The organism is Pseudothioclava arenosa (assembly GCF_002358085.1).
Classification (GTDB): Bacteria; Pseudomonadota; Alphaproteobacteria; order Rhodobacterales; family Rhodobacteraceae; genus Pseudothioclava; species Pseudothioclava arenosa.
In genome coordinates this window covers 284,671-310,657 of sequence record NZ_NTJD01000002.1, presented here as the reverse complement: position 1 = coordinate 310,657, position 25,987 = coordinate 284,671, and the positions used below count along the sequence as shown (strand labels likewise).

Below are 25,987 nucleotides of genomic sequence, written 5' to 3'. Positions count from 1 at the left end.
TCTCTTCATTTTGCCCGAAATATCCCGGGGGGCCGAGGCCCTGCCTCGGCGGGGGCAGCGCCCCCTCCGCGTGATCGGTTCAGAACATCCGCCGCGTGATCCGCGCCATCTTGCGCGCGCGCTGTGCGGTGGCTTTCGCGTCTTGGGCCTGCTTGCGCTCTTCCGGGGTCATTTCGGCGGCGCTCTTGCCCTTGCCCGAGGCAAGGTCGATGCCCTTGTTAATGCCCCAGTTCACCCCACGGCGCAGCACGATCCGCAGCACCATGTCCAGAATTTGGTTCACGGTCATCGGCTCACTCCTCGAACAGTTCGGGTTGGTTTTCGTCGCCCTCGCCATCTTCGTCCGAGCCGGTACCCGGCATCGGGCGGCTATCCAGAAGGCCCGCGGCGCGCAGCTCCTTGAGGCCCGGCAGGTCACGTGCGGATTCAAGGCCGAACTGGTCAAGGAAGCTTTGCGTGACCACGAAGGTCACCGGGCGGCCCGGCGTCATCCGGCGGCGACCAAAACGGATCCATTCCATTTCCAGCAGCTGGTCGATCGTGCCGCGCGACACCGCGACGCCGCGGATTTCCTCGATCTCGGCGCGGGTGACGGGCTGGTGATAGGCGATGATCGCCAGCGTCTCGATCGCGGCGCGGCTGAGCTTGCGCTCTTCCACGGTTTCCTTTTGCATCAGGAACCCGAGGTCCGGCGCGGTGCGGATCGCCCAGGCCTCGCCGACCTGCGTCACGCGCACGCCCCGCCCTTCATAGCGCCGCCGCAACAGCTCCAGCGCGGCTTTCGGCTCGCAACCATGCGGCATGCGTTCGGTCATCTCGCGCAGCGTGACGGGCTCCGCCGAGGCGAACAGGATCGCTTCGACCATGCGCTCCTGCTCGGCCAGGGGCGGCGCCTCGAAAAGCGTGTCGCGCTGGGGGGTGTCGGGCTCGGTCATGATTTCCTGCGGATCGAGATCGGGGAAAATGTTTCGCTCTGGCGGATCTCGATCTGGCCCTGCTTGGCCAGTTCGAGCGAGGCGGCGAAGGTCGCGGCGGTGGCGGAGCGGCGGCGCTTCGGATCAGCGCCCCAGCCTTCGGGCAGATAAGAGATCAGGTCGGTCCATTCGCCCGCGAAGCCGATCAGCCCGCGCATCCGGTCCAGCGCCTCTTCGAGGGTGAAAACATTCGTGCGATCAAAAGCATAAGGGCGGAACTCGTCGCGGGTGCGAATCCGGGCATAGGCCTGCATCAGGTCCAGGAGCGACGCCGTATAGGTCACCCGCCGCAGCCGCTGCACCTCCTCCGAGAGGCCGCGCACAAAACGGTCGCGCCCCAGCCGATCGCGCGCCATCAGCTGCGCCGCCGCCTCGCGCATCGCCTGCAGGCGTTCGAGCTGGAAGGCCAGATGCGCAGCCATTTCCTCGGCCGAGGGCCCTTCGGCGCCGGGCTCGGGCGGCAACAGGAGGCGCGATTTCAGAAACGCGAGCCAGGCCGCCATCACCAGATAATCCGCCGCCAGCTCGATGCGCAGCGCCTTGGCGCGTTCGACGAAGGTCAGGTATTGCTCGGCGAGTTGCAGCACCGAGATCTTGCGCAGGTCGACCTTTTGCGTGCGCGACAGGTTCAGCAGCAGGTCGAGCGGCCCCTCGAACCCGTCGACATCGACGATCAGCGCCTCGGCCTGAAGCCGGTCGGACACGCTTTGCGCCTGGAACAGATTGTCGTGCTCGGCCATGACCCCGCCTTCAAAGACAGGCTTCAAGTTCGGCTTCCAGCGCCGCCATGTCAATGCTGCCGGGCGATTTCCGTGCGCCAAGGGCGGCCGCGGCGCGGGCGGCGGCGGCGGGGGCAAGGCGCCCGGCCTCGGCGGCGATCGCCTCCATCTCGGGGCGCTCGCCATTGCAATGCAGGATCACGTCGCAGCCCGCCGCGAGCGAGGCCCGCGCGCGGCTCGCCACCGACCCCGAGAGCGCCTCCATCGAGATGTCGTCGGTCATCAGGAGCCCGCCAAAGCCGATTTCCTCGCGGATCAGGCGGATCAGCGCGGGGCTTTGCGTGGCCGGCGCGTCGTCGAGCGCGGTAAAGCGGATATGCGCGGTCATCGCCAGCGGCAGGCCTGCCAGCGCGCGGAAGGGCGCGAAATCCAGCGCCTCCAGCTCGGCGCGCGGCGCGGTGACGACGGGCAGGTCCTTGTGGCTGTCGGCGGTGGCGCGGCCATGGCCGGGGATATGCTTGATCACCGGCAGAACGCCCCCCGCCAAGAGCCCCTCGGCCGTCGCGCGCGCGCCCGAGATCACCGCCTCGGGCGTGGTGCCAAAGCAGCGATTGCGCAGGAAGGGATGGGTTTCGGGGCCCGCAATATCGCAGGTCGGCGCGCAGTTCACGTCGATTCCAAGCGCGCGCAGTTCGGCGGCCTGCAGCCGCGCGCGCAGCCAGAAACTGCGGGCCGGATCGCGCGCAGCAAGCGCCTGATCCAGAGGCGGCAGCCATTCACGCCAGTGCGGCGCGCGCAGGCGCTGCACACGCCCACCTTCCTGGTCGATCAGAACGGGGGCATCGCGCCCCACGGCCTCGCGCAAGGATGAAGTTAGCTGCGCAACCTGTTCAGGTGTATCGATATTTCGTGCGAACAGGATGAAGCCCCAAGGGTCGGCCTCGCGAAAAAACGCGGCCTCGGCAGCGCCAAGCTCAAGCCCCGCGCAGCCAAAGATCGTAGCGCCAGAGGCCATCAGCGCACCTGGGCAGGAATGCAATTCGTGCCTTCCGCGACGAGGGCCGCGCAGAACCGGCGCGCGTCCGTCACGTCGGCGAAGCCTTCGACACGCAGCCGGTAGAAGGTGCGCCCGCCCGAGCTGGCCGCCTGAATGACGCGGCGCTTATCGGCCATCAGGGCCTCGAAGCGGATCGCGACGCGGTCCCATTCGCCGCGCGCGATCTCGGCGCTGTCAAAGGCGCCAAGCTGCACGAGGCGGGTGCCATCGGGGAGGCTGGCCGGATCGACCTCGACCACAGCAGCGGCTTCGACCGTTCCGCCCGCCGCCGCCCGCGCGACCGCAGCCGCCACCAGATCACGCGCGGGACGTTTCGGCGGGAAAGGCGATTTCGCAAGCCCCGGCACAGAGGCCGGAAGGATGCCGGGGGTCTGTTGCGGCGGTGCCGCCTCGGGCGCGGGGGCAACATCCGGCGCAGGCACGCGGTAGGCCACCTCAAGCGCCGCCTCGACAGCCGCCGAGCGATCGGTATTCAGTTGCTCGACAAGGCCCATCTGGCCCATCGGCAGGTCGTCTTCGGTCAGGCCCACGGCCTCGGGGGCAAGGGTGACACGCTCGGGCCCGGGCGCGGCCGAACCGCTGCCTGCCACCGCATTCACCGAAAGCCCGACATGGCCGGCAAGGTCGCCGCCCGGGTCCTCGGGCGCGATCCGTGACGGGCCTTCGAGGGCGCGCACAACCGGCACGCCGGACACATCGCGCACCGCAAGCTGATAACCCCAGACCACAAGACCCAGAACCAGCGCCAGCGACGTGCCGGCGCCTGCCATATTGACCCAGCGCTGCATCGGATGCGGAGGATGATAGACGGGCGGCTCGGGCGCGTAACCGCCCTGCTCCTCGTCCGGAAAATAGCCTTGGGGCGCGGTTGCGCCCTCATAGCCATACGCCCCGCTGTCGCGGTAATGGATATTTGCCATAACTGCCTCGCCGCCGGCGTCCCGGCTTTCTTGCCTCTGTCCCGGCGGCGTGCGGTTAACGCATCTCTTCAGCCGGGGTTACGCCAAGAATACCAAGGCCGGCGGAAATGACAACGGCACAGGCGCGCGCAAGGGCGATTTTCGCCGAGGATGCGGCTTCGTTGCGCTCTTGGTAGAAGCGCAGCGCCGGTTCCTCATTGCCGCGGTTCCACAGCGCATGCAGGTCCGAGGCGATTTCATAGAGGAAGAACGCGACCCGATGCGGCTCGTTCGCACGCGCGGCGATTTCCACGTGGCGCGGCCATTCGGCGATCTTTTTCACCAGCGCAAGCTCGGCCTCATGGGTATTGCCCGAGAGGTCCGCGCCAGCCAGACGCGCGTCCGACATGTCCCAACCGGCCTCGGCCGCCTTGCGCAGCACCGAACAGATCCGTGCATGCGCGTATTGCACGTAGAAGACCGGGTTGTCCTTGGACTGCTCCAGCACCTTGTCGAAGTCGAAGTCCAGAGGCGCGTCGTTCTTGCGGGTCAGCATGTGGAACCGGGTCACATCGGCACCCGCCTGCTCGACCACGTCGCGCAGCGTGACAAAGGTGCCCGCGCGTTTCGACATCTTGAAGGGCTCGCCGTTCTTGAACAGCTTGACCAGCTGGATCAGCTTGATGTCGAGCGGCACGCGGCCTTCGGAGAGCGCCGCGACCGCCGCCTTCATCCGTTTCACATAGCCGCCGTGATCCGCGCCAAAGACGTCAATCAGCATGTCGAAGCCACGCTCGACCTTGGTCCAGTGATAGGCGATGTCGGGGGCGAAATAGGTCCAGCTGCCATCCGATTTCTTGACCGGGCGATCGACATCATCGCCATATTGGCTCGATTTGAACAGCGTCTGCTCGCGCTCTTCCCAGTCTTCGGGCAGCTTGCCCTTCGGCGGCTCCAGCACGCCTTCGTAGATCAGGCCAAGGTCCTGCAGCCGCTTCAGCGCCGCCTCGATCTGGCCCGTGCCGTAGAGCGATTTTTCTGAATAGAAGACGTCCATCTTCACGCCTAGGAGCGCGAGGTCTTCGCGGATCATCTCCATCATGGCTTCGGTCGCGAAATCGCGGATCTCGGCCAGCCAGTCATCCTCGGGCTTGTTCAGCAGGCTCTCACCGTATTTCGCCTTGAGCGCGGCGCCGACGGGGATCAGGTAATCGCCGGGATACAGCCCCTCGCGGATCTCGGGCTCCAGCCCGCAAGCCTCGCGGTAGCGTTCATAGGCCGAGCGCGCGAGCACATCGACCTGCGCGCCGCCGTCGTTGATGTAATATTCGCGCGTAACATCGTAGCCGGCGAAATCCAGCAGGCTCGCCAGCGCGTCGCCAAACACCGCGCCGCGGGTATGGCCGACATGCATCGGGCCGGTCGGGTTGGCCGAGACATATTCGACGTTGACCTTGATCCCCTGCCCCAGCGTGGCGCGGCCGTAATCGGCGCCCTTGGCGAGTGCGGCGCGGGTGACCTCGGCCCAGATCGCCGGATCGAGGCGCAGGTTCAGGAAGCCCGGGCCCGCCACCTCGGCCGAGGTGATGCGCGGGTCGGCGGCCAGCTTCGCGGCCAGCGCCTCGGCGATGTCGCGCGGCTTCGCGCCGGCGGGCTTGGCCAGCACCATCGCGGCATTGGTCGCCATGTCGCCATGCAGCGCGTCGCGCGGCGGCTCGACCGCGACATTGGTGTAATCGAGGCCCTGCGGCAGCGTGCCTTCGGCGGCGAGATCGGTGAGGGCGGCGAGGACAGCCTCGCGGATATCGGCAAAGAGGTTCATGAGATCGGATCCTTCGTTGCCGTCTCCCTGCCAGAGCGGGCGCGCGCCGTCAACTGCCGGGGCTGAGGGGCGCTGCCCCTCGGGGCCGTGCGGCCCCTCACCCCGGGATATTTGCGGCAAAATGAAGGGTCAGGGGAGGTCCGCCTTGGGGACGGGAAGATCGGCCACGGGGCCCGCGCCGCCAAGCGTGTCGCCCTCGGGGACGCGGGGCTCCGAAGTGGCCTCGGGCGGCAGGAGCGCGATCAGCCGCGCGCCGGGTTCGCCCTTGACGCTGTCGCGGTTGCGAATGAAGCGCAGCTCGCCCGAAGGTTTGACGCGCAGGATCGGGATCGCCTCGGGGCGGCGGGCTTTCCAGTGGTCGACGGTGTATTCCGCGGTCAGGTTGGTGGCGCGAAACCGCCAGCCCTCGCGCATCAGGCGTTCGAGCTCCTCGAAGCTGTGGCCCTCGGCGAAGGGGCGGCCGCCAAGCTGCGCGGGCAGCGCGTGGCGGGGGCGATCGTCGCGGGCGCGCGCCACCTGCCAGACCGCGTCGCGGCCCATCTCGGGCGCGAGGTCGGTCGCGACCAGCGTGTTATAGGCGTCGTTATCGGTGGCGGCCAGAAGCGTGCCATAGGCGATCAGCTCGACACTGTCCTCGGCGGCCTCGGCGAGGATATCGCCGTAGAAGGTGCGCAACCCGTTGGCCCGCGGGCGGATCAGATGGGCGTGGTTCGGATCGGTCACCAGCACCGGCACCTCGGCCGCCTTGAGCGTGGCGCCGAGTTCAGTGGTGAAGCGCGAGCCGCCGACGATCAGGAGGCCGGGCTGTTCCTTGCTGGCGAGCCCAAGCGCGCGGGCAAGAGGCGCGAGCGAGAAGCCGTGCAAGACCACCGTCGCCAGCACCAGGGCAAACGCCAGAGGGCCGACGCGTGCGCCATCCGCGACGCCCGCCTCAGCGAGGCGCTGGCCGAAAAGCCCCGCCACGGCCACCAGCACCACGCCGCGCGGGCCGGTCAGCGCGAGGAAGAGGCGCTCTTTCATCGGCACGTCCGAACGCAGGAGCGACACCAGCACCGTCAGGGGGCGCGCGACCAGCACCACTGCCACGATGAACAGCGCCGCGCGTCCGTCGAGGCTGGCGATCTGTTCGGAGGACAACCCCGCAGCGAGCAGGATGAATACGCCCGAGACCAGCAGCACCGTGGCGTGCTCCTTGAAACGGCGCAGTTCCGTCATCGAGGGCAGGTTGGCATTGGCGATCACCAACCCCATCACGGTCACCGCCAGCAGCCCGCTTTCATGCAGCACCCGGTCGGCGGCGGCGAAGGCCGCCATCAGCGTGACGAAGAGCACCGGCACCTTCATGTATTCGGGCACGCGCCCGCGCCGGAAGGCCCAGGCGATCCCGGCGCCCGCCGCCCAGCCGAGGATCGCGGCAAAGCCAATGCCGAAGCCGAGACTGAGCAGCGCCTCGCCCGCCGAATGGCCCGCGCGCAAGACCAGCACCACCTCGAAGGCGAGCACCGCGGCCAGCGCGCCGATCGGGTCGTTGACGATCGCCTCCCATTGCAGGAGCTGCGCAGGGCGGCGGGCGAGCCGGGCCGAGCGCAAGAGCGGCGCGATCACAGTCGGGCCGGTCACGATCATGATGCCGCCGAAGACGGTAGCGCTTTCCCAACTGAGCCCGGCCGCGTAATGCAGCGCCAGCGTCGAGGCAAGCCAGCCGAGCGGCGCGCCGATCACGACAAGCCGCGTGACGCCTGCGCGTGCATCGCCCAGCCGGTGCAGATCGAGCGTCATACCGCCCTCGAACAGGATCACCGCGACCGCGAGCGACACCAGCGGCCCGGTCAGCGCGCCGATGTCGCGCGCGGGGTCCAGAACGCCCAGCACCGGGCCCAGCAAAAGCCCCGTCGCGAGCATCAGCACGATCGCGGGCAGCCGCAGCCTCCAGGCCAGCCATTGCGCGCCCACACCGCAAATCCCCACCAGCCCGAAAGCCGTCACCGGATCGAGACCCGCCGCTTGAACCGCCATCACCTACTCCTGCACCGTTTCCCCAAACAAGGCAGGTTCGGCGCCGGGCTGCAACCCCGCCCGCCACTGCTTGGCGCCGTCCCGCGCGCACCCGGTCAATAAACCACGCGCAGATTGACCTTTTTTCTCAGATCGGATAGCAGAGCGCGAGCTGCAATCCGGCGGCATATCAAGGGGGCGCCCGAGACCCTAGCGTCCCACCATTTCCGCGGCCCGACGCCGCCTTACAGGACGCATATGACCAAATTCTCCGACCTCCACCTGAATCCCAAGGTTCTCAAGGCTATTGACGAAGCGGGCTATGAAACGCCCACCCCGATTCAGGCTGGCGCCATTCCGCCCGCGCTTGAGGGCAAGGACGTGCTCGGCATCGCCCAGACCGGCACCGGCAAGACGGCGAGCTTCACGCTGCCGATGATCACCCTGCTCGACCGCGGCCGTGCCCGCGCGCGCATGCCGCGCTCGCTGGTGCTGTGCCCGACGCGCGAACTGGCCGCGCAGGTGGCCGAAAACTTCGACATTTACGCCAAGCATACCAAGCTGACCAAGGCGCTGCTGATCGGGGGCGTTTCGTTCGGCGAGCAAGACAAGCTGATCGACCGCGGCGTCGACGTGCTGATCGCAACCCCGGGCCGCCTGCTTGACCATTTCGAGCGCGGCAAGCTGCTCTTGACCGGCGTGCAGGTGATGGTGGTCGACGAGGCCGACCGGATGCTCGACATGGGCTTCATCCCGGATATCGAGCGGATCTTCCAGCTCACGCCGTTTACCCGCCAGACCCTGTTCTTCTCGGCGACGATGGCGCCCGAGATCGAGCGCATCACCAACACCTTCCTGCACGCGCCGGTGCGTATCGAAGTGGCCCGTCAGGCGACCACCTCGGACACGATCACCCAGAAACTCGTGCAGATCACGCCCGCGCGCCGCGACCAGTCGGCCAAGGCCAAGCGCGAGCTTCTGCGCGCGCTGATCAAGTCCGAGGGCGAGGCCTGCACCAACGCGATCGTCTTCTGCAACCGCAAGGTCGATGTGGATATCGTCGCCAAGTCGCTGAAAACCCACGGGTTCGACGCCGCACCGATCCATGGTGACCTGGATCAGTCGCAGCGGATGCGCACGCTGGACTCGTTCCGCGACGGCGGTCTCAAGATTCTCGTGGCCTCGGATGTGGCCGCGCGCGGCCTCGACATTCCGGCGGTGAGCCATGTCTTCAACTACGACCTGCCCAACCACGCCGAGGATTATGTCCACCGCATCGGGCGTACCGGTCGCGCCGGGCGCAAGGGCGCAGCCTTCTCGATCGCCACGCCCTTCGACGAGAAATATCTGGCCGCGATCGAGTCGCTGGTGAAGCTTGAAATCCCGCGCGGCGAGCTGCCCGAAGGCTTCGAGCTGTCCGACGCCGCGAAATCCGCACCGCGTCCGCGCGATGACGAGCGCCGCGGGAAATCCTCGCGCTCGCGCCGGGGTGGCAAGGATCGCGATCGCGACCGTCCGCGCCGCGACGAGGCCGAGCATCAGGACGAGCCGGCGGCGAAACCCGTCGCCAAGCCGGTCACGGTCAAACCCGTTGCCGAGGAGCCGCGTGAAGAACGCGCCGCCGCCCCCGCCCGTTCCGAGCGTGAGCGCACGGAGCGCACGGAGCGCAGCGAGCGTCGCGACCGGAATGATCGCAACGACCGAAACGACCGAAACCGCCGCGGCGGGCGTGACCCGATCGTCGTCGGCATGGGCGACCATGTGCCGGACTTCCTGACCGTCTCGTTCCGCACGGCGACCCGTGGCAAGGATGAGGTCGAGCTGGACGAAGCCGAGGTGACGGAGACCGCGATCGAGACCGAAGCGCCCGAGACCGTAGCGGAAACGCCCAAGAAATCGAGCCGGTCGCGCTCGCGCTCGCGCTCTTCGAAGAAGACCGAGACTCCGACCGACGAGGCGCCCACGACCGAAGCGCCGGCCGAGGTTCAGGCTGAGGCCCCCGCGCCGGAGGCCGCCCCCGTGGCCGAAGCCCCGGCGGAGCCGGTGGCAGAGCCTGCCGCCGAGGCACCCGCCGAAGCGGAGAAGACCGCCGAGTGATCGCGCGGATCAGGACATGAAAAAGGGCCGGGACGACAGCGTCCCGGCCCTTTGCTTTTGCGTGGCGCCAGTATCAGGCCGCGATCAGCCGCGAAACGACCACCGTCACCTCGGGCTTCTTGCCGACCTCTTCCATCGTCACCTGGCGCGCGATCTTGCGGATCGCGTCATCCATCTTGTCGTCATTCGAGAGCACCTTTTCGGGCGCGCGCGCGAGAAACTCGGCCAGTTCCTCCTCGATCTGGTCGGCCAGAGCCGCGCCGCGCTTGCCGGTCTCGGGCAGGCCCATCAACTCGACCCAGGCCTCGCCCAGAGGCTCGTCATCCTCGTCGATGATCACGGTGATCAGCACATGCCCGTTCAGCGCCATGCGGATACGGTCGCGCACCACGCCATCCATCGCACCGATCAGCACCGAACCGTCGAGATAGGTGCGCCCGGTCTCGATATGCTCGACCACCTGCGGCACCTCGTCGGTGAGGTCGAGCATCGTGCCGTTGGTCGCGACCTCGGAGGCAATCCCCTTCGATTGCGCGAGTTTCATATGCTCGCGCAGGTGGCGGTGCTCGCCATGCATCGGGATCACCGCGCGCGGCTTGAGCAGGTCATGCACCGCCTCGATATCTGGGCGATTGGCGTGGCCCGAAACGTGATAGAGGCCGCCGTGATCGTCGATCACCTCGACGCCCATCTCGGAAAACGCGTTCATGATGCGGATCACGCCGCGCTCGTTGCCGGGGATGGTCTTCGACGAGAACAGGAAGCTGTCGCCCTCTTTCATCTCGAGGCCGAGGTACTTGCCCCGGCTCAGCGCCGCCGAGGCCGCGCGGCGTTCGCCCTGCGAACCGGTCACGATCAGCATCAGCTTGTGGCGCGGCATGTCGGCGGCGTCCTCGGGGCTGAGCACCGGCGGGAAGCCCGTCAGCACGCCGGTTTCCTGCGCGGCCGAGACCATGCGGCGCATCGCGCGCCCTAGGAGGCAGATCTGGCGCCCGGCGGCGCGGCCCGCTTCGGCCAGCGTCTTCAGGCGCGCGACGTTCGAGGCGAAGGTGGTCGCGACCACCATGCCCTTTTGCGCGGCGATCAGCTCGGCGAGCGGTTCGGCCAGCGTCGCCTCCGAACGTCCCGGCGCGGGCGAGAAGATATTGGTGGAATCGCAGGTCAGCGCCTTGATCCCCTGCCCTTCCTTGGCGATCTCGTGCCACATCACCGGATCGAAGGGCTCGCCCACGATCGGGCTGCCATCCAGCTTGAAGTCGCCCGTATGCACCAGCCGCCCCGCCGGCGTGTCGATGACCAGCGCCGAGCTTTCCGGGATCGAATGCGAAACCGGCACGAATTGCACCTTGAACGGGCCGAGGGAGATCACATGCGGGCGCGGCTCGACCACGGTGATTTCATTGGCCGAGATCCCCGCCTCTTCGAGCTTGAGCGCGCCGATACGGCCGGTGAATTTGCGTGCGAAGATCGGCTTGCGCAGCTTCGGCCAGTAATGGGCGAGCGCGCCGATGTGGTCTTCGTGGGCATGGGTGATAAAGATGCCCTCAATCCGGTCGGCATTGCTTTCGAGCCATTCGATATCGGGCATGATCAGATCGACGCCCGGCGAGCCGTCCATATCGGGGAAAGTCACCCCGAGATCGACCACGATCAGGCGTTCCTTCCCGGCCGGGCCATAGCCGTAGATATAGGTATTCATGCCGATTTCACCGGCACCGCCCAGCGGAAGATAGATCAGCCTGTCGCTCACGCTTTCAGCCCCTTGTTATAGTCGTTGATCAGGCGCAGCCCGTGGATCGTCAGATCGTAGTCGATTGCGTCGAAAAGGTCGAACCCCTGCGAGAACAACTCTGCCAGACCGCCGGTAGCGATCACCTTCATCGGGCGGTCGCGTTCGAGACGGATCTGGCGGACGATGCCTTCGACGAGGCCGATATAGCCCCAGAACACGCCCGACTGGATACAGGCGACGGTGTTGGTGCCAATCGCGCGCTCGGGCATGGTGACATCGACATGGGGCAGCGCGGCGGCGGCCATGTGCAGCGCCTCGAGGCTCAGGTTCACGCCTGGTGCGATCACGCCGCCGATATAGGCGCCGTCTTTGGACACCACGTCGAAGGTGGTCGCGGTGCCGAAATCGACCACGATGATATCGCCGCCATGGCGGTCGAAGCCCGCGACCGTATTCACCAGGCGGTCAGGCCCCACGGTCGTGCCCTGATCCACGCGCGGCGACACCGGCAGCGCGCATTCGGGCTTGCCGACCACCAGCGGGCGACATTCAAAATAGCGGCTCGCGAGGACGCGCAGGTTGAACACCACGCGCGGCACCGTCGAGGAGATGATCACCTCGGTGATGTCGGCATGGATGCCCTTGAGCCCCATCAGCCCCGACAGCCAGACGTAATATTCATCCGCCGTGCGCTTGTGATTGGTCTCCATCCGCCAGGTGTCGAGGAATTTCTCGCCATCCCAGATCGAGAAGACCGTGTTGGTATTGCCGCAATCGATGCAGAGAAGCATGTTGCCCCCCGTTTCAGAAAAAGATGTCGCCCGCCGCGATGGCCCGACGGCCCTCGGCGGTGATCAGGATCATGTTGCCGGTCTCGTCGATGGTCTCGAAGCGGCCGGTGACGGTTTCGATGCTCATCCGCGCGATGACGGTTTCGCCCAGCCGGGCGGCGCGTAAAAGCCATGCCGTGCGAATGGGCGCAAAGCCGTAGCTATCGAACTGGCGTTGATATTTCGCGAAGGCGCGCGCGAGGAAGGGCAGGAACTCTTGCGGGGTGATCGCGGTGCCGGTTTCGCCCAAGAGGCTGACCGGCGCCATCGCGCCCGGCTCGACATCGGCCGCGCCCGGCGCCTCCGTGAGGTTCACGCCGATGCCGATCGCGAGATGGCTGATCTGTCCGCCCACGCCGAGGCTTTCGAGCAAGATCCCCGCGATCTTGCCGCCGTTCAGCAACACGTCGTTGGGCCATTTGATCGACAGCCGCGCATGCGGGCCGACAAGCTGGGCAAGCGCCTCGTCCAGCGCCAGCGCCGCGACGAAGGAATAGAGCGCGGCATGTTCGACGCCCTGCCAGGGCTTCATCACCAGCGTCGCCGAGAAATTACCCTTGGGGTGTTTCCATTCGCGCCCGCGCCGCCCGCGCGCCGCGGTTTGCTCCAGCGCCAGAATCCATGCAGGCCCCGCAAGCTGCGGGGCCAGTCTGGCCGCTTCACTCATTGTGGAGTCGGTACGCTCGAGGACGTGGCGCGCCACGCCCTCGGGCCAATCGTCAGGCTTACTGGACAAGCGCCGCAGCCGCAGCCTGTGCCGCGCCTTCCAGACCGAACAGGCTCAGCGCGCCCAGCACCATGACCAGCGCCGAAGCGACCAGCAGGCCCAGTTGCACCGGCTGCATGCGGGTCTCGACGCCCTCACCCTCTTCGCCGAAATACATGAAGTAGACGATGCGCAGGTAGTAGAAGGCACCGATCACCGAGGCCACCACACCGGCGATGACCAGATAGGTATAGCCCGACTGCAGCGCCGCGTTCAGCACCGCGAACTTGGCGAAGAAGCCCAGCATCGGCGGCACGCCCGCAAGGCTGAACAGAAGCACCAGCATCGCCAGCGCCTTGGTCGGCTCTTTCTTGGCATACATGTTGAGCGAGGTGATGTCGGTCACCGGCTGGCCGTCACGCTCCATCGAGAGGATGAAGGCGAAGGTGCCCACGTTCATCGCGACATAGATCGTCATGTAGAGCAGCGTCGCCTGCACGCCCGCTTCGGTGCCCGCGGTCAGGCCCAGCAGCGCAAAGCCCATGTGGCCGATCGAGGAATAGGCCATCAGGCGCTTGATGTTGCGCTGCCCGATCGCGGCGATGGAGCCGACGAACATCGAGGCCAGCGCCAGCGCGGCGATCACCTGACCCCATTCGCCCGGCACATGGCCGAAGGCGTCGAAGGCCAGACGCGCGATCAGCGCCATCGCGGCCATTTTCGGCGCGGTGGCGAAGAAGGCGGTCACCGGCGTCGGCGAGCCCTCGTAAACGTCGGGCGTCCACATGTGGAACGGCACCGCCGAGACCTTGAACGCGAGGCCGACCAGCATGAACACCATGCCGAAGAGCACGCCCACCGGCAGGTGGCCGGCTTCGATCACGGTGATGATGCCGTCAAAGCGCGTGGTGCCGGCAAAGCCGTAGACCATCGAGGCACCGTAAAGCAGCATCCCCGAGCTGAGCGAGCCCAGCACGAAATACTTGAGGCCCGCTTCCGACGACTTCGCGCTGTCGCGGCGCATCGCGGCGACTACGTAAAGCGAGAGCGACTGCAGCTCGAGGCCCATGTAGAGCGCGATCAGGTCGCCCGAGGACACCATCATCATCATGCCGATGACCGAGAGGGTGATCAGGATCGGGTATTCGAAGCGCAGCATGCCGCGGCGGTTCAGGTAGTCCGAGGACATCGCCAGAACGGCCGCAGCCGACAGAAGGATCGCCACCTTGGCGAAGCGCGAGAAGGCGTCCGAGATGAACAGCCCGTCGAAGGCCGCGCCATCGGCGCCGCCGCCGAGGCCGATCCAGACGCCAAACAGCACCATCACCGCGACCGTGATCCACAGGAGCGCGCCCGCGGTCTTGTCCTTGCCGGTGTAGACCGCCCCCAGGAGCGCCGCCATCGCGAAGAGCGCGAGCAGGAACTCTGGAAGAACGGCGGAGAAATCAGCGGAAGTCATCGTGGTTTTCTCCTCAGTGAGCCGCCGCGGCCAGCTCGGTCACCGGCTGGCTGGCGTTGTAGTCATGGATCAGCGCCTCGACCGAGGGACCGATGATATCGGTCACCAGGTTCGGATAGACGCCCAGAAGCAGGGTCATCACCACCAGCGGCGCGAAGATCGCCTTTTCGCGGGTGGTCATGTCGGTGATCGTCTTCAGGCTTTCCTTGATCAGGTCGCCAAAGACCACGCGGCGGTAGAGCCAGAGCGCATAGGCCGCCGAGAAGATCACGCCCGTGGTCGCGACAGCCGCCACCCAGGTGTTCTTCTGGAAGGTGCCCATCAGCGTCAGGAATTCGCCGACGAATCCGCTGGTGCCCGGCAGGCCGACGTTGGCCATGGTGAAGAACATGAAGATCAGCGCATAGGCCGGCATCCGGTTCACGAGGCCGCCATAGGCGTCGATCTCGCGGGTGTGCATCCGGTCATAGATGACGCCCACGCAGAGGAACAGCGCCCCCGAGATGAAGCCGTGCGACAGCATCTGGAAGATGGCGCCGTCGATACCCTGCTGGTTCACCGCGAAGATCCCCATGGTCACATAGCCCATGTGGGCGACCGAGGAGTAGGCGATCAGCTTCTTCATGTCCTGCTGCGCAAGCGCGACAAGCGAGGTGTAGACGATCGCGATCGCCGAGAGCCAGAGCACGAAGCTCGACATCGTCTCGGCGCCGACCGGGAACATCGGCAGCGAGAAGCGCAGGAAGCCGTAGCCGCCCATCTTCAGCAGCACCGCCGCCAGCACGACCGAACCGGCCGTCGGCGCCTGAACGTGCGCGTCGGGCAGCCAGGTGTGCACCGGCCACATCGGCATCTTCACCGCGAAGGAGGCGAAGAAGGCGAGGAACAGGATCGTCTGCAGGCCGCCCACGACCTGAAGGCCGAAGAGCGGGAAGGTCTCAGAGGCGAAGTTGAACTGCAGGAGCTGCACCATGTCGGTGGTGCCCGCCTGCATGTACATCGTGATCATCGCCACCAGCATCAGCACCGAGCCGAGGAAGGTGTAGAGGAAGAACTTGAAGGCCGCGTAGATGCGATCCTTGCCGCCCCAGATCCCGATGATCAGGAACATCGGGATCAGCCCCGCCTCGAAGAACAGGTAGAACAGCACGAGGTCGAGCGCGACGAAGACGCCGATCATCAGCCCTTCGAGCACGAGGAAGGCGATCATGTATTCCTTGACGCGCTTCTCGACGCCCCAGCAGGACGCGATGGTGATCGGCATCAGGAAGGTGGTCAGCATCACGAAGAGGATCGAGATCCCGTCAACGCCGAGCTTGTATTTGAAGCCCATGATCCACTCGCGGTCTTCCACGAACTGGAAGCCCGTGTCCTTCGGGTCGAAGCCCGAGAGCACGAAGAGCGAGATCAGGAAGGTGACCGTCGTCGCCGTCAGCGCGAACCATTTCGCGTTGCGGTCCGCCGCCTCGCTGCCGCCCCGTTGCACCAGCGCCAGGATCGCCGCCGCCACCAGGGGAATGAAAGTGATGATGGAAAGCAGGTTTTCCATTAGTTCGACCCCCCGGTCAGCACGACCCAGAACATGAGAGCGACAACCCCGACGACCATCGCGAAAGCGTAGTGGAAGAGATAACCGGACTGGACCCGGCCAGCGAAGCGGGTGAGCCGCGGGATGATCCCGAGCGCAATCCCGTTGATGGTGCCGTCGATCACCGCACCGTCACCGCGCTTCCACAGGAACTTGCCGAGGGCCTTCGCCGGGTTCACGAAGATCGCGTCGTAAAGCTCGTCGAAATACCATTTGTTCAGCAGGAACTGATAGAGTTGCGGTTGGGCCGCGGCCAGCTTCTTCGGCGTCTCGGGCGAGACGATGTAGAAGAAGAAGGCGGTGATGAAGCCGATCAGCATCGCGACGAAGGGCGACACCTTGACCCAGACCGGCGCGTGGTGCGCGTCGTCCATCACCGTGTTGGTTTCCGCCATGAAGATCGCGCCCGAAGTCATGTCGGGGCCGGCCGCGTGTTCGGTGGCGGGGGCGGCATGTTCGGCAGGCGCCGAATGCTCGCTGGCCGCCGGGACCGCGTGATCGGTGGTCTCCATCGCCGCCGCCTCATGGGCCACCGGCATGTGGAAGAACTCGGTCACCTTGTGGTGGTCGCCGAAGAAGGCGTTGTACCACAACATGCCGCCGAAGACCGCGCCGAGCGAGAGCACGCCAAGCGGCACCAGCATCACCATCGGGCTTTCATGGGCATGCTCATGCGCATGATGATCGCCGCGTTCCTTGCCGTAGAAGGTCAGGAAAATCAGGCGCCACGAGTAGAAGGAAGTGAACAGCGCCGCGATCACCAGCATCCAGAAGGCATAGCCCCCCGCGGTGCCGGCATAGGCGCTTTCGATGATCGCGTCCTTCGAGAGGAAGCCCGCGAAGCCGAAATGGGTGAGCGGGATGCCGACGCCGGTGATGGCGAAGGTACCGATCATCATCGCGGCGAAGGTCAGCGGGATCTTCTTGCGCAGGTTGCCGTAGTTGCGCATGTCCTGCTCGTGATGCATCGCGTGGATCACCGAGCCCGCGCCCAGGAACAGCATCGCCTTGAAGAAGGCGTGGGTCAGCAGGTGGAACATCGCCGCCGAGTAGACGCCGACGCCCGCGGCCACGAACATGTAGCCCAGCTGCGAACAGGTCGAGTAGGCGATGACGCGCTTGATGTCGTTCTGCACGAGGCCCACGGTCGCGGCAAAGAACGCGGTGGTGGCACCGAGGATGGTGATGAACATCTTTGCGTCGGGCGCGAATTCGTAAAGCGGCGACATCCGGCAGACCAGGAACACGCCCGCGGTCACCATGGTCGCGGCGTGGATCAGCGCCGACACAGGCGTCGGGCCTTCCATCGCGTCCGGCAGCCAGGTGTGCAGGATCAGCTGCGCCGATTTACCCATGGCCCCGATGAACAAGAGCACACCCAGCAGGTTCGCCGCGTTCCAGTCGGTCCAGAGGAAGTGGATCTGCGTCTCGGCGATCGTCGGCACGGCGGCAAAGACCACATCCATGTCGATCGAACCGGTCAGCATGAACAGGCCAAAGATACCAAGCGCGAAGCCGAAGTCGCCCACGCGGTTCACGATAAAGGCCTTCATCGCGGCGGCATTCGCCGAGGGTTTCTTGTAGTAGAAGCCGATCAGCAGGTAGGACGCCACGCCCACGCCTTCCCAGCCGAAGAACATCTGCACGAGGTTGTCGGCAGTGACCAGCATGAGCATCGCGAAGGTGAAGAACGACAGATAGGCGAAGAAGCGCGCCTTGTAATGCTCGTCATGGGTCCAGTTGTCGTCATGGGCCATGTAGCCGAACGAGTAGAGGTGCACGAGCGCCGAAACCGTGGTCACCACGATCAGCATGATCGCGGTCAGGCGGTCCATACGGATCGACCAAGCGGTGTCCAGCTCGCCCGAACGGATCCAGTCGAGGATGTGGATGTGCTGGGTGACGCCGTCGAAGGTCAGGAATACATACCAGGACAGCACGCAGCTCAGGAACAGGAGCCCGGTGGTCAGAACCTGCGCGCCCTTCTCGGTGATGAAGCGCCAGCCGAAGCCCGCGATCAGCGCGCCAACAAGCGGCGCGAAGAGGATAATCGTTTCCATCGGCCCTTACCCTTTCATCACGTTGACGTCTTCGACGTCGATGGAGCCGCGGTTGCGGAAGAACACCACGAGGATCGCGAGGCCGATGGCGGCCTCGGCGGCGGCCACGGTCAGGATGAACATGGTGAACACCTGACCCGCGAGGTCGTTCAGATGCGTCGAGAAGGCGACCATGTTGATGTTCACCGACAGCAGGATCAGTTCGATCGACATCAGGATGACGATCACGTTCTTGCGGTTCACGAAGATCCCGAAGATGCCGGTGACGAACAGTGCCGCCGCCACCGCAAGGTAATGTTCAAGTCCGATCATCGCTGTCCCTCCGGGTTCCGATCCCGTTTTTCATGCGGTTTGTCGTAAGATTTCATCACAGCCCCTGCCCCGGTTTCACGTCGACCATCTCCATGGCCTTGGCCGGGTCGCGGTGCATCTGGGCGATCACGTTCTGGCGCTTGACGTCCTTGCGGTGGCGCAGCGTCAGAACGATCGCGCCGATCATCGCGACCAGAAGGATCAGGCCCGCGGCCTGGAACAGGTAGAGGTATTTGTCATAGAGCAGCATGCCGAGCGCGGCGGTGTTCTCGACACCCTCGGGCGTCGGCGCCGAACGCAGGGCCTCGGCGTTTTCCGAAGGCACCCAGTCGCCGAAAGCCACGCCCAGTTGCAGCAGCATGATCACGCCGATCAGGAGCCCCAGCGGCATGTATTGCGCCAGCTGCCCCTTCAGCTCGGTGAAGTCGATGTCGAGCATCATCACCACGAAGAGGAACAGAACCGCGACCGCGCCCACATAGACGATGATCAGCAGCATCGCCACGAATTCCGCGCCCATCAGAACGAAGAGCCCCGAAGCCGAGAGGAAGGCAAGGATCAGCCAGAGAACCGAGTGGACCGGGTTCTTCGACACGACCACCATCAAGCCGGCAACCACCGCCGCGATGGCGAAGAGGTAGAAGGCAAAAGCAAACACCGTCATGCGTTATCTCCCGGGTTCTGCGACCCTGAATCTTGCGTTTCGTCAAAGACGCCTTGCGCGATGTCGAGCGCGCGCGTCATGGCGGGCACCCCGCCGAACATGCTCATCTGAAAGATCGTCTCGGCGATCTCGCGCTTGGTTGCCCCCGCTTCCAGCGCGTTGCGAATGCCCAGACGCAGCTGCGGATCCCCGTGCACGCCCGAGGCCACCATCCCCGCGATCGAGACCAGGAAACGCGTGCGCGCATCCAGCCCTTCGCGGTTGAAGGTGCGGCCAAAGAAGATCTCGAGCATGTCCTTGGGCAGGACCGGGATCAGCTTTTCAAGGGCGGCGGTGTTGAAACTTTCCAGAGCCGGGTTGAAGGCACGGGCCATCTCCTGGCTCTGTGCGATCATGGTCTGAAAGAGTTTCGTGTAATCCTGGGTCATGGGCTTGGCAATTCGCTCTTAACGATAGGGGGCATCGAGTTCGAGGTTGCGGGCGATCTCCGCTTCCCAGCGGGCACCGTTTTCGAGCAGCTTTTCCTTGGTGTAGAACAGCTCTTCACGGGTCTCGGTGGCGAATTCGAAGTTCGGACCTTCCACGATCGCATCGACCGGGCAGGCCTCCTGGCAGTAGCCGCAGTAGATGCACTTCGTCATGTCGATGTCGTAGCGCGTGGTGCGGCGCGAGCCGTCGGCGCGGGGTTCCGCGTCGATGGTGATGGCCTGCGCCGGGCAGATCGCCTCGCAGAGCTTGCAGGCGATGCAGCGCTCTTCCCCGTTGGGGTAGCGGCGCAGCGCGTGCTCGCCGCGGAAGCGGGGCGAGAGCGGGCCTTTTTCATGCGGGTAGTTCAGCGTGGGCTTGGGCGCCACGAAGTAACGCATCCCGAGCGCAAAGCCTTTGATGAAGTCCCACAGGACGAAGTATTTCGCCGCGCGTGCGTAGTCGAACGCCATTGGATCAGCCTCCAATCATCCAGCGAGCCCAGAAGCCGCCGAGAATTTCGAATTTCGCGAGGAAGGAAATGATGACCACCCAGGCAAGCGACAGCGGCAGGAACACCTTCCAGCCGATACGCATCAGCTGGTCGTAGCGGTACCGCGGCACGATCGCCTTCACCATCGCGAAGAGGAAGAAGAAGAACGCCATCTTGCCGACCATCCAGAGCGCCCCATCGGGCAGGCCCGGGATCGGCGAGAGCCAGCCGCCGAAGAACAGCAGCGTGATCAGCGCGCACATCAGGAAGATGGCGATATATTCACCGGCCATGAACAGCAGGAACGGCGTCGAGGAATATTCGACCTGATAGCCGGCCACGAGTTCCGATTCCGCTTCCGGAAGGTCGAAGGGCGGGCGGTTCGTCTCGGCCAGCGCCGAGATGAAGAACAGCGCCACCATCGGCAGGTGCGGCAGCCAGTACCAGTTGAAGATACCCCAGCTGCCATCCTGCGCGCGCACGATGTCCGAGAAGTTCATCGAGCCGGTCGAGATGATCACGCCGACGATGATCAGGCCGATCGAGACCTCGTAGGAGATCATCTGCGCGGCCGAACGCAGCGAGCCGAGGAACGGGTATTTCGAGTTCGACGCCCAGCCGCCCATGATCACGCCGTAAACCTCAAGCGAGGAGACCGCGAAGACATAGAGGATCGCCACGTTGATATCCGAGAGCACCCAGCCCTCGTTGAACGGGATCACCGCCCAGGCGATCATCGCGAGGATGAAGCTCAGCATCGGGGCGAGGAAGAAGACGAACTTGTCCGCCCCCGCCGGAACGATGATTTCCTTGAGCACATATTTCAGTGCGTCGGCCACCGATTGCAGAAGCCCGAAAGCGCCCACAACGTTGGGCCCGCGACGCATCTGCACCGCCGCCCAGATCTTGCGGTCGCCGTAAACGAGGAACAGCAGCGAAATCATCACGAAAGCGATGATCCCGAGCCCTTGCACGAGGATCAGGAGCGCCGTGCCCAGTGGTGTTGCCAGAAACTCAGCCATTTTGTCCCTCTGACCGCCTTTTTCTCAAATCGTCGGAATGCCCCGGTCTGCGCAATCGGCCACCGTTACTTCGGCGTCGATCGTGCGCAAACCGCGCGGCAGAGCAGGCGAAACCGTAAAAACGGCATCCGCCCGCCAGATTGCTCCTTCATGCTCGACCCGCGTGCGCAGATGGCGCGCGAAGCCGTAGCCGCGGATAAGCGCATATTGCGCCGCCGCGCAGGTGGCATAGGCCACCAGATCCTGTTCGCGCTCGCCCGCGCCTTCCAGCGAAACCCGCAGGTTCACCAGTTCGCTGTCGAGCATGCGCGTTTCGACGCCGCGATAAACGGGCTTGGCCGGGGTTTCCTCTGCAATCGCACGGCCCATCGCCTCGCCCGAGAGGGCAAGCGCGAGCCCGGCCGAGACGGCCAGTGCAGTTGCGTTATGGAAACCGAGGGCCATGCGCGCTTACTCCGCCGCCATCGCGCCCGAGACGCGCGCCTTGGCCATGGCCGAAAGCTCGGCCATCAGCACCGAGGCCCGCGCGATCGGGTTGGTGAGGTAGAAATCCTTGACCGCGCTGCGGAAGGTCGCCGTGCCCATGTCGCGCGGGGCGACCGGGGTCCAGGCGTTCTCGACCACCTGATCGACCTGCGCCAGATGCGGCACGGCGGCGACCATCGCGCGGCGCAGGCCGGCCAGGTCGTTCCACGGCTGGGTCGCGCCCAGCTCCGCCGAGAGCGCGCGCAGGATCGCCCAGTTCTCCTTGGCCTCGCCCGGCGCGAAAGCCGCGCGGAAGGCGAGCTGCGGGCGGCCTTCGGTGTTCACAAAGAGGCCGTTTTCTTCGGTGTAGGCGGCGCCCGGCAGGATCACGTCGGCACGGTTCGCGCCGCGATCGCCATGGCTGCCCTGATAGATCACGAAGGGGCCACCCTCGGCCGCCGAAGTGATTTCCACCTCGTCGGCACCCATGTTGTAGATCACCTGCACGCCCTCGACGGCGGCGTTCAGCCCGCCCTCGGTAACCGCGCCCACATCCATCGCGCCAACACGGCCGGCGGCGGTGTGCAGCACCAGCATCTTGCCCGACATCGCCATCGCGGCGGCCAGAACGGCCTCGCCATCGGCTTCCGAGATCGCGCCCTGCCCCACGATCACCAGCGCGCCCTCGGCGGCGGTGGCGGCGGCAAGCGCGGCACGGTCGGTGCCCAGATGCTCGTACTCATAGGTCAGGTCGGCGGCCGCCCCGATCAGCTTGACCGGCGTGCCACGGTTCCAGACCTTGCGGATCCGCGCATTCAGCACCGGCGCTTCAAGGCGCGGATTGGTGCCGATCAGGATGATTTCCGAAGCGGTTTCAATGTCTTGGATCGAAGCATTGCCGACATAGGCCGAGCGGTTGCCGATCGGCAGACGCGCGCCATCGGTGCGGCATTCGACCGAACCACCAAGGCCCTCGACCAGTTGCTTGAGGCTGAAGGCGGCTTCGGTCGAGGCCAGATCGCCCACGAGGCCCAGCACCTTCTTGCCCTGCATCGCGGCGGCAGCTTTGCCGAGCGCCTCGGCCCAGGTCGCGGGGCGCAGCTTGCCGTTCTCGCGCACATAGGGGCGATCGAGGCGCTGGCGGCGCAGACCGTCCCAGACGAAGCGCGACTTGTCGGAAATCCATTCCTCGTTCACGCCGTCATGGTTACGCGGCACGATGCGTTTGACTTCGCGGCCCTTGGTGTCGACGCGGATGTTCGAACCGAGCGCGTCCATCACGTCGATGGTTTCGGTCTTGGTCAGTTCCCACGGACGGGCGGTGAAGGCATAGGGTTTCGAGGTCAGCGCGCCAACCGGGCAGAGGTCGATGATGTTGCCCTGCAGGTTCGAATCCAGCGTCATGTTCAGGTAGCTGACGATCTCGCTGTCTTCGCCGCGGCCGGTCTGGCCCATCTGGGTGATGCCCGCGACCTCGGTCGTGAAGCGCACGCAGCGGGTGCAGGAGATGCAGCGGGTCATCGTGGTCGCGACCAGCGGCCCGAGGTTCAGGTCGGTCGAGGCGCGCTTCGGCTCACGGTAGCGCGAGAAATCGACGCCATAGGCCATCGCCTGATCCTGCAGGTCGCATTCGCCGCCCTGGTCGCAGATCGGGCAATCGAGCGGGTGGTTGATGAGCATGAACTCCATCACCCCTTCGCGCGCCTTCTTGACCATCGGCGAGTTGGTTTTCACCACCGCCGGTTCGCCATTCGGGCCCGGGCGCAGGTCTTTCACCTGCATCGCGCAGGAGGCGGCGGGCTTCGGCGGGCCGCCGACGACCTCGACAAGGCACATCCGGCAGTTGCCGGCAATCGACAGACGCTCGTGATAGCAGAAGCGCGGCACCTCAATGCCCGCCTGCTCACAGGCCTGGATCAGCGTGAGGTTGGGATCAACCTCCACTTCATGCCCGTCGATGATGATCTTTCTGAGGTCTGCCATGTCACAATCCGTCAGTTAGCGTCCACGCGGCAACCCGCGCAGTCTTTCGAAAGGGTCGAGAGGCTCATGCGCAGCCTCCCGGAAAAACCCAGGCCGGAGCCCGGAAGTTGTCTTCGGTGCCCGAAGCGACACCCGCTGCCCCGCAAAAGGCATTGGCGGCGCGCTTGGCCTCGGCGCCATCGGCATAGCCGAACCCGGCACCAAGGCGGGTCACCGCGATCCCCTGCCCGATCGGAGCCACCGCATAGCCCTCGGGGGCGCGGCGCGGGCCGATCGAGGCCTCGCTGTCGCCGGGCATCGCACAGGCGGCGAGCGCCAGCGTGCCAAGCGAAAGGGGGAGCGCGGCGTGCATCAGCTTCACTCCGCCGCCATCGCGCCCATGCGGCCGGTTTTACGGGCCTTGATGCGGTCTTCGATCTCTTCGCGGTAGTGGCGGATGAGACCCTGGATCGGCCAGGCGGCCGCGTCACCGAGCGCACAGATCGTGTGGCCTTCGACCTGCTTGGTCACGTCGAAGAGCATGTCGATTTCCTCGACCTCGGCCTCGCCGGTGACCAGACGCTCCATCACGCGCATCATCCAGCCGGTGCCTTCGCGGCACGGCGTGCACTGGCCGCAGCTTTCGTGCTTGAAGAATTTCGACAGGCGCCAGATTGCCTTGATGATGTCGGTCTGCTGATCCATCACGATCATGCAAGCGGTGCCGAAGGACGATTTCAGCTCGCGCATGCCGTCGTAATCCATGATCGCGTCTTCGCAGAGCGCGGCGGGCAGCACCGGGCACGAGGCCCCGCCCGGGATCACGGCCTTGAGGTTCTTCCAGCCGCCGCGGACGCCGCCGCCATGCTTCTCGATAAGTTCCTTCATCGAGATCGACATCGATTCCTCGATGACGCAGGGCGTGTTGATATGGCCCGACATCGCGAAGAGCTTGACGCCGGTGTTGTTCGGGCGACCGAACGAGGCATACCAGCTCGCGCCGCGGCGCAGGATGGTCGGCACCACGGCGATGGATTCGACGTTGTTCACCGTGGTCGGGCAGCCATAAAGGCCCGCGCCCGCCGGGAACGGCGGCTTCATGCGCGGCATGCCCTTCTTGCCTTCAAGGCTCTCGATCAGGGCGGTTTCCTCGCCGCAGATATAGGCGCCCGCGCCATGCGAGAGGTAGACGTCGAAATCGACGCCCGACTTGCAGGCGTTCTTGCCGATCAGACCGGCCTCATAGCATTCGTCGATGGCAGCCTGCAGGGCCTCTTTTTCGCGAACATATTCGCCACGGATGTAGATATAGGCCGCGTTCGCGCCCATCGCGAAACCGGCGAGAAGCGCGCCTTCCACGAGGGTGTGGGGATCGTGGCGCATGATCTCGCGGTCCTTGCAGGTCGCGGGCTCGGATTCATCGGCGTTGATGACCAGATAATGCGGACGGCCATCGGATTGCTTGGGCATGAAGGACCATTTCAGGCCGGTCGGGAAGCCCGCGCCGCCACGGCCACGCAGACCCGAAGCCTTGACCTGCTCGATGATCCAGTCACGGCCATTGGCCAGGATGCCAGCCGTGCCGTCCCAATGGCCGCGCTTCATCGCGCCCGCCAGCGAACGGTCATACATCCCGTAAAGGTTGGTAAAGATCCGATCCTGATCCTTCAGCATGTCACATCCCTCATGTGCCGGAGCCCCGGCGCCAGATGCGCCAGACTTGCGCCAGCGCGAATACATAGGCGGCCAGGGCCGCCAGATCGCCCAGAACCGCATAGCGCGGATCCAGACCCAGTTTTCCCCCGATCCACTGGAAAGCGAGCCAGAGCACGGTGGTGATCGCGATCACGGTAGCCGCAAGTCGGCCCTCGCGTCGGTTCAGATCCCTGTGCTCCATCCCCTCCCTCAGTAGTCGTTCGTCTTCGCCCGTTCGAGGAAGGCCTCAAGCCCCTCCTCGACGATGATCTTCGCCTGCGCGACCCATTTGTCGCGCGTGCAACGCCCCTTGAAGCGCGGCACGTTCTGATCGGCATAGGCGACCTCGGCGGCCCCCCATTTCGCGATCTGGTCGTAATGCCAGATGCCCCAGCCGTTCAGCACCTCTTCCAGTTTCGGCCCGATGCCCTCGATCTTCTTCAGATCGTCGGCCCCGGCCTTGCGCGGCGCCTTGAGGCCGCGCGGTTTCTTCGGTGCGGCATCCTCTGCCGCTTCGACTTCTTCGGCCTCCACGACGGGTTCGGCCAGTTCGGGCTCCGCCTCGTCGGCGACCGGCGCCGGTTCATCCACGACCACGGCTGCGGTCTCGTCGAGATCGGCAAAGGTGGCGGGTGCCACTTCGGCCGCAGCCTCTTCCGCTGGTTCTTCGGCCAGCGCGGCCGTCACCGGCATCGCGGGCACGGGCGCGGCCACCACCGGCGCGGCGTCAGGCATCGAGGCCATCGGCGCGGGGCGATACTCGGAGATCTCACGGCCCTTGCAGAAACCCCAGACGAGGAACCCGCCCAGTAGCCCGAAGGTCATCAGCCCGAGGAAGGCAGCGCCGGCCAGGCCCAGGTGCGAGACCAGCAACAGGTAGCCCGCCACGACGATCCCCGTCGCGGCAGCCCAGATCCAGCACGTGGTCTGGCAGCTGTTGCTTTGATCCTTCATCACCCTTCCCTGTCCGT

General features: G+C 65.5%; 25 protein-coding genes. 1 reads left to right on the top strand and 24 read right to left on the bottom strand.

Annotation, left to right across the window (positions count from 1 at the left end; genetic code table 11):
• Window positions 1-79 precede the first annotated feature (79 nt).
• The 7 genes from CLN94_RS03785 to CLN94_RS03755 form a co-directional block, all read right to left on the bottom strand.
• Complete coding sequence (locus tag CLN94_RS03785) at window positions 80-289, bottom strand: hypothetical protein (protein WP_096431275.1); 210 nt, start codon at window positions 287-289, stop codon at window positions 80-82.
• A 4-nt stretch (window positions 290-293) separates the two neighbouring features.
• Window positions 294-935, bottom strand: coding sequence for an SMC-Scp complex subunit ScpB (gene scpB / locus CLN94_RS03780; RefSeq protein WP_096431273.1), 642 nt, complete (start codon window positions 933-935; stop codon window positions 294-296).
• Window positions 932-1,714: a segregation and condensation protein A gene (locus CLN94_RS03775; protein WP_096431271.1), complete on the bottom strand. Its 783-nt coding sequence runs from the start codon at window positions 1,712-1,714 to the stop codon at window positions 932-934. Before CLN94_RS03775 ends, scpB begins: the two co-directional genes overlap by 4 nt.
• 10 nt (window positions 1,715-1,724) lie before the next feature.
• Window positions 1,725-2,708, bottom strand: coding sequence for a beta-N-acetylhexosaminidase (nagZ, locus tag CLN94_RS03770; protein ID WP_096431269.1), 984 nt, complete (start codon window positions 2,706-2,708; stop codon window positions 1,725-1,727).
• Window positions 2,708-3,670, bottom strand: coding sequence for an SPOR domain-containing protein (locus tag CLN94_RS03765; protein ID WP_245845067.1), 963 nt, complete (start codon window positions 3,668-3,670; stop codon window positions 2,708-2,710). Before CLN94_RS03765 ends, nagZ begins: the two co-directional genes overlap by 1 nt.
• Window positions 3,671-3,725: 55 nt before the next feature.
• Window positions 3,726-5,471: an arginine--tRNA ligase gene (gene argS / locus CLN94_RS03760; RefSeq protein WP_096431267.1), complete on the bottom strand. Its 1,746-nt coding sequence runs from the start codon at window positions 5,469-5,471 to the stop codon at window positions 3,726-3,728.
• A 129-nt stretch (window positions 5,472-5,600) separates the two neighbouring features.
• Complete coding sequence (locus CLN94_RS03755) at window positions 5,601-7,487, bottom strand: cation:proton antiporter (protein ID WP_096431265.1); 1,887 nt, start codon at window positions 7,485-7,487, stop codon at window positions 5,601-5,603.
• A gap of 237 nt (window positions 7,488-7,724) precedes the next feature.
• Between CLN94_RS03755 and CLN94_RS03750 the strand changes: the two genes are divergently transcribed.
• The gene (locus tag CLN94_RS03750; RefSeq protein WP_096431263.1) at window positions 7,725-9,563 is read left to right on the top strand and encodes a DEAD/DEAH box helicase; all 1,839 of its coding nucleotides are present in this window, start codon (window positions 7,725-7,727) and stop codon (window positions 9,561-9,563) included.
• 73 nt (window positions 9,564-9,636) lie between these two features.
• Here the strand turns inward: CLN94_RS03750 and CLN94_RS03745 are convergent, their stop codons facing one another.
• The 17 genes from CLN94_RS03745 to CLN94_RS03665 all read right to left on the bottom strand — a co-directional run bounded on the left by CLN94_RS03745 (window position 9,637) and on the right by CLN94_RS03665 (window position 25,970).
• Window positions 9,637-11,262, bottom strand: coding sequence for a ribonuclease J (locus CLN94_RS03745; RefSeq protein ID WP_096431478.1), 1,626 nt, complete (start codon window positions 11,260-11,262; stop codon window positions 9,637-9,639).
• Between the two features lie 47 nt (window positions 11,263-11,309).
• Complete coding sequence (locus CLN94_RS03740) at window positions 11,310-12,086, bottom strand: type III pantothenate kinase (protein WP_096431261.1); 777 nt, start codon at window positions 12,084-12,086, stop codon at window positions 11,310-11,312.
• Between the two features lie 13 nt (window positions 12,087-12,099).
• Window positions 12,100-12,861, bottom strand: a complete 762-nt coding sequence (locus CLN94_RS03735; RefSeq protein ID WP_281253521.1) for a biotin--[acetyl-CoA-carboxylase] ligase — start codon at window positions 12,859-12,861, stop codon at window positions 12,100-12,102.
• A complete protein-coding gene (gene nuoN, locus CLN94_RS03730) occupies window positions 12,851-14,290 on the bottom strand; it encodes an NADH-quinone oxidoreductase subunit NuoN (RefSeq protein WP_096431257.1) in 1,440 nt (479 codons plus the stop codon). Before nuoN ends, CLN94_RS03735 begins: the two co-directional genes overlap by 11 nt.
• 13 nt (window positions 14,291-14,303) lie before the next feature.
• Window positions 14,304-15,839, bottom strand: a complete 1,536-nt coding sequence (locus CLN94_RS03725) for an NADH-quinone oxidoreductase subunit M (protein ID WP_096431255.1) — start codon at window positions 15,837-15,839, stop codon at window positions 14,304-14,306.
• A complete protein-coding gene (gene nuoL, locus CLN94_RS03720) occupies window positions 15,839-17,938 on the bottom strand; it encodes an NADH-quinone oxidoreductase subunit L (protein WP_096431253.1) in 2,100 nt (699 codons plus the stop codon). Before nuoL ends, CLN94_RS03725 begins: the two co-directional genes overlap by 1 nt.
• A gap of 6 nt (window positions 17,939-17,944) precedes the next feature.
• Window positions 17,945-18,250 (bottom strand): NADH-quinone oxidoreductase subunit NuoK, encoded by a 306-nt coding sequence (nuoK, locus tag CLN94_RS03715; protein ID WP_096431250.1) that lies wholly within the window; start codon window positions 18,248-18,250, stop codon window positions 17,945-17,947.
• 55 nt (window positions 18,251-18,305) lie between these two features.
• Entirely contained in the window at window positions 18,306-18,914 is a 609-nt protein-coding gene (locus CLN94_RS03710) for an NADH-quinone oxidoreductase subunit J (RefSeq protein WP_096431248.1), read from the bottom strand.
• The gene (locus CLN94_RS03705) at window positions 18,911-19,342 is read right to left on the bottom strand and encodes a carboxymuconolactone decarboxylase family protein (protein ID WP_096431246.1); all 432 of its coding nucleotides are present in this window, start codon (window positions 19,340-19,342) and stop codon (window positions 18,911-18,913) included. Before CLN94_RS03705 ends, CLN94_RS03710 begins: the two co-directional genes overlap by 4 nt.
• Before the next feature lie 18 nt (window positions 19,343-19,360).
• Window positions 19,361-19,852 (bottom strand): NADH-quinone oxidoreductase subunit NuoI, encoded by a 492-nt coding sequence (gene nuoI / locus CLN94_RS03700; RefSeq protein WP_096431244.1) that lies wholly within the window; start codon window positions 19,850-19,852, stop codon window positions 19,361-19,363.
• Window positions 19,853-19,856: 4 nt separating this feature from the next.
• Window positions 19,857-20,894 (bottom strand): NADH-quinone oxidoreductase subunit NuoH, encoded by a 1,038-nt coding sequence (gene nuoH, locus CLN94_RS03695; RefSeq protein WP_096431242.1) that lies wholly within the window; start codon window positions 20,892-20,894, stop codon window positions 19,857-19,859.
• A gap of 24 nt (window positions 20,895-20,918) precedes the next feature.
• Entirely contained in the window at window positions 20,919-21,338 is a 420-nt protein-coding gene (locus CLN94_RS03690; RefSeq protein WP_096431240.1) for a hypothetical protein, read from the bottom strand.
• A 6-nt stretch (window positions 21,339-21,344) separates the two neighbouring features.
• Complete coding sequence (gene nuoG / locus CLN94_RS03685; protein WP_096431238.1) at window positions 21,345-23,342, bottom strand: NADH-quinone oxidoreductase subunit NuoG; 1,998 nt, start codon at window positions 23,340-23,342, stop codon at window positions 21,345-21,347.
• A 64-nt stretch (window positions 23,343-23,406) separates the two neighbouring features.
• On the bottom strand, window positions 23,407-23,694 hold the full coding sequence (locus tag CLN94_RS03680; RefSeq protein WP_143598874.1) for a hypothetical protein: 288 nt from the start codon (window positions 23,692-23,694) through the stop codon (window positions 23,407-23,409).
• 5 nt (window positions 23,695-23,699) lie between these two features.
• Window positions 23,700-24,995, bottom strand: coding sequence for an NADH-quinone oxidoreductase subunit NuoF (nuoF, locus tag CLN94_RS03675; protein ID WP_096431234.1), 1,296 nt, complete (start codon window positions 24,993-24,995; stop codon window positions 23,700-23,702).
• Between the two features lie 10 nt (window positions 24,996-25,005).
• On the bottom strand, window positions 25,006-25,218 hold the full coding sequence (locus CLN94_RS03670; RefSeq protein ID WP_096431232.1) for a DUF5337 domain-containing protein: 213 nt from the start codon (window positions 25,216-25,218) through the stop codon (window positions 25,006-25,008).
• An 8-nt stretch (window positions 25,219-25,226) separates the two neighbouring features.
• Window positions 25,227-25,970 carry an NADH-quinone oxidoreductase subunit E gene (locus CLN94_RS03665; RefSeq protein WP_096431230.1) on the bottom strand — a complete coding sequence of 248 codons (744 nt, stop codon included), beginning with the start codon at window positions 25,968-25,970 and terminating at the stop codon, window positions 25,227-25,229.
• Window positions 25,971-25,987 lie beyond the last annotated feature (17 nt).

Bases quoted from the DNA above. Each gene is read 5' to 3' on its own strand.
- CLN94_RS03785 (WP_096431275.1), bottom strand. From the start codon at position 289: ATGACCGTGAACCAAATTCTGGACATGGTGCTGCGGATCGTGCTGCGC.
- scpB (WP_096431273.1), bottom strand. From the start codon at position 935: ATGACCGAGCCCGACACCCCCCAGCGCGACACGCTTTTCGAGGCGCCG.
- CLN94_RS03775 (WP_096431271.1), bottom strand. From the start codon at position 1,714: ATGGCCGAGCACGACAATCTGTTCCAGGCGCAAAGCGTGTCCGACCGG.
- nagZ (WP_096431269.1), bottom strand. From the start codon at position 2,708: ATGGCCTCTGGCGCTACGATCTTTGGCTGCGCGGGGCTTGAGCTTGGC.
- CLN94_RS03765 (WP_245845067.1), bottom strand. From the start codon at position 3,670: ATGGCAAATATCCATTACCGCGACAGCGGGGCGTATGGCTATGAGGGC.
- argS (WP_096431267.1), bottom strand. From the start codon at position 5,471: ATGAACCTCTTTGCCGATATCCGCGAGGCTGTCCTCGCCGCCCTCACC.
- CLN94_RS03755 (WP_096431265.1), bottom strand. From the start codon at position 7,487: ATGGCGGTTCAAGCGGCGGGTCTCGATCCGGTGACGGCTTTCGGGCTG.
- CLN94_RS03750 (WP_096431263.1), top strand. From the start codon at position 7,725: ATGACCAAATTCTCCGACCTCCACCTGAATCCCAAGGTTCTCAAGGCT.
- CLN94_RS03745 (WP_096431478.1), bottom strand. From the start codon at position 11,262: ATGAATACCTATATCTACGGCTATGGCCCGGCCGGGAAGGAACGCCTG.
- CLN94_RS03740 (WP_096431261.1), bottom strand. From the start codon at position 12,086: ATGCTTCTCTGCATCGATTGCGGCAATACCAACACGGTCTTCTCGATC.
- nuoN (WP_096431257.1), bottom strand. From the start codon at position 14,290: ATGACTTCCGCTGATTTCTCCGCCGTTCTTCCAGAGTTCCTGCTCGCG.
- CLN94_RS03725 (WP_096431255.1), bottom strand. From the start codon at position 15,839: ATGGAAAACCTGCTTTCCATCATCACTTTCATTCCCCTGGTGGCGGCG.
- nuoL (WP_096431253.1), bottom strand. From the start codon at position 17,938: ATGGAAACGATTATCCTCTTCGCGCCGCTTGTTGGCGCGCTGATCGCG.
- nuoK (WP_096431250.1), bottom strand. From the start codon at position 18,250: ATGATCGGACTTGAACATTACCTTGCGGTGGCGGCGGCACTGTTCGTC.
- CLN94_RS03710 (WP_096431248.1), bottom strand. From the start codon at position 18,914: ATGACGGTGTTTGCTTTTGCCTTCTACCTCTTCGCCATCGCGGCGGTG.
- CLN94_RS03705 (WP_096431246.1), bottom strand. From the start codon at position 19,342: ATGACCCAGGATTACACGAAACTCTTTCAGACCATGATCGCACAGAGC.
- nuoI (WP_096431244.1), bottom strand. From the start codon at position 19,852: ATGGCGTTCGACTACGCACGCGCGGCGAAATACTTCGTCCTGTGGGAC.
- nuoH (WP_096431242.1), bottom strand. From the start codon at position 20,894: ATGGCTGAGTTTCTGGCAACACCACTGGGCACGGCGCTCCTGATCCTC.
- CLN94_RS03690 (WP_096431240.1), bottom strand. From the start codon at position 21,338: ATGGCCCTCGGTTTCCATAACGCAACTGCACTGGCCGTCTCGGCCGGG.
- nuoG (WP_096431238.1), bottom strand. From the start codon at position 23,342: ATGGCAGACCTCAGAAAGATCATCATCGACGGGCATGAAGTGGAGGTT.
- CLN94_RS03680 (WP_143598874.1), bottom strand. From the start codon at position 23,694: ATGCACGCCGCGCTCCCCCTTTCGCTTGGCACGCTGGCGCTCGCCGCC.
- nuoF (WP_096431234.1), bottom strand. From the start codon at position 24,995: ATGCTGAAGGATCAGGATCGGATCTTTACCAACCTTTACGGGATGTAT.
- CLN94_RS03670 (WP_096431232.1), bottom strand. From the start codon at position 25,218: ATGGAGCACAGGGATCTGAACCGACGCGAGGGCCGACTTGCGGCTACC.
- CLN94_RS03665 (WP_096431230.1), bottom strand. From the start codon at position 25,970: ATGAAGGATCAAAGCAACAGCTGCCAGACCACGTGCTGGATCTGGGCT.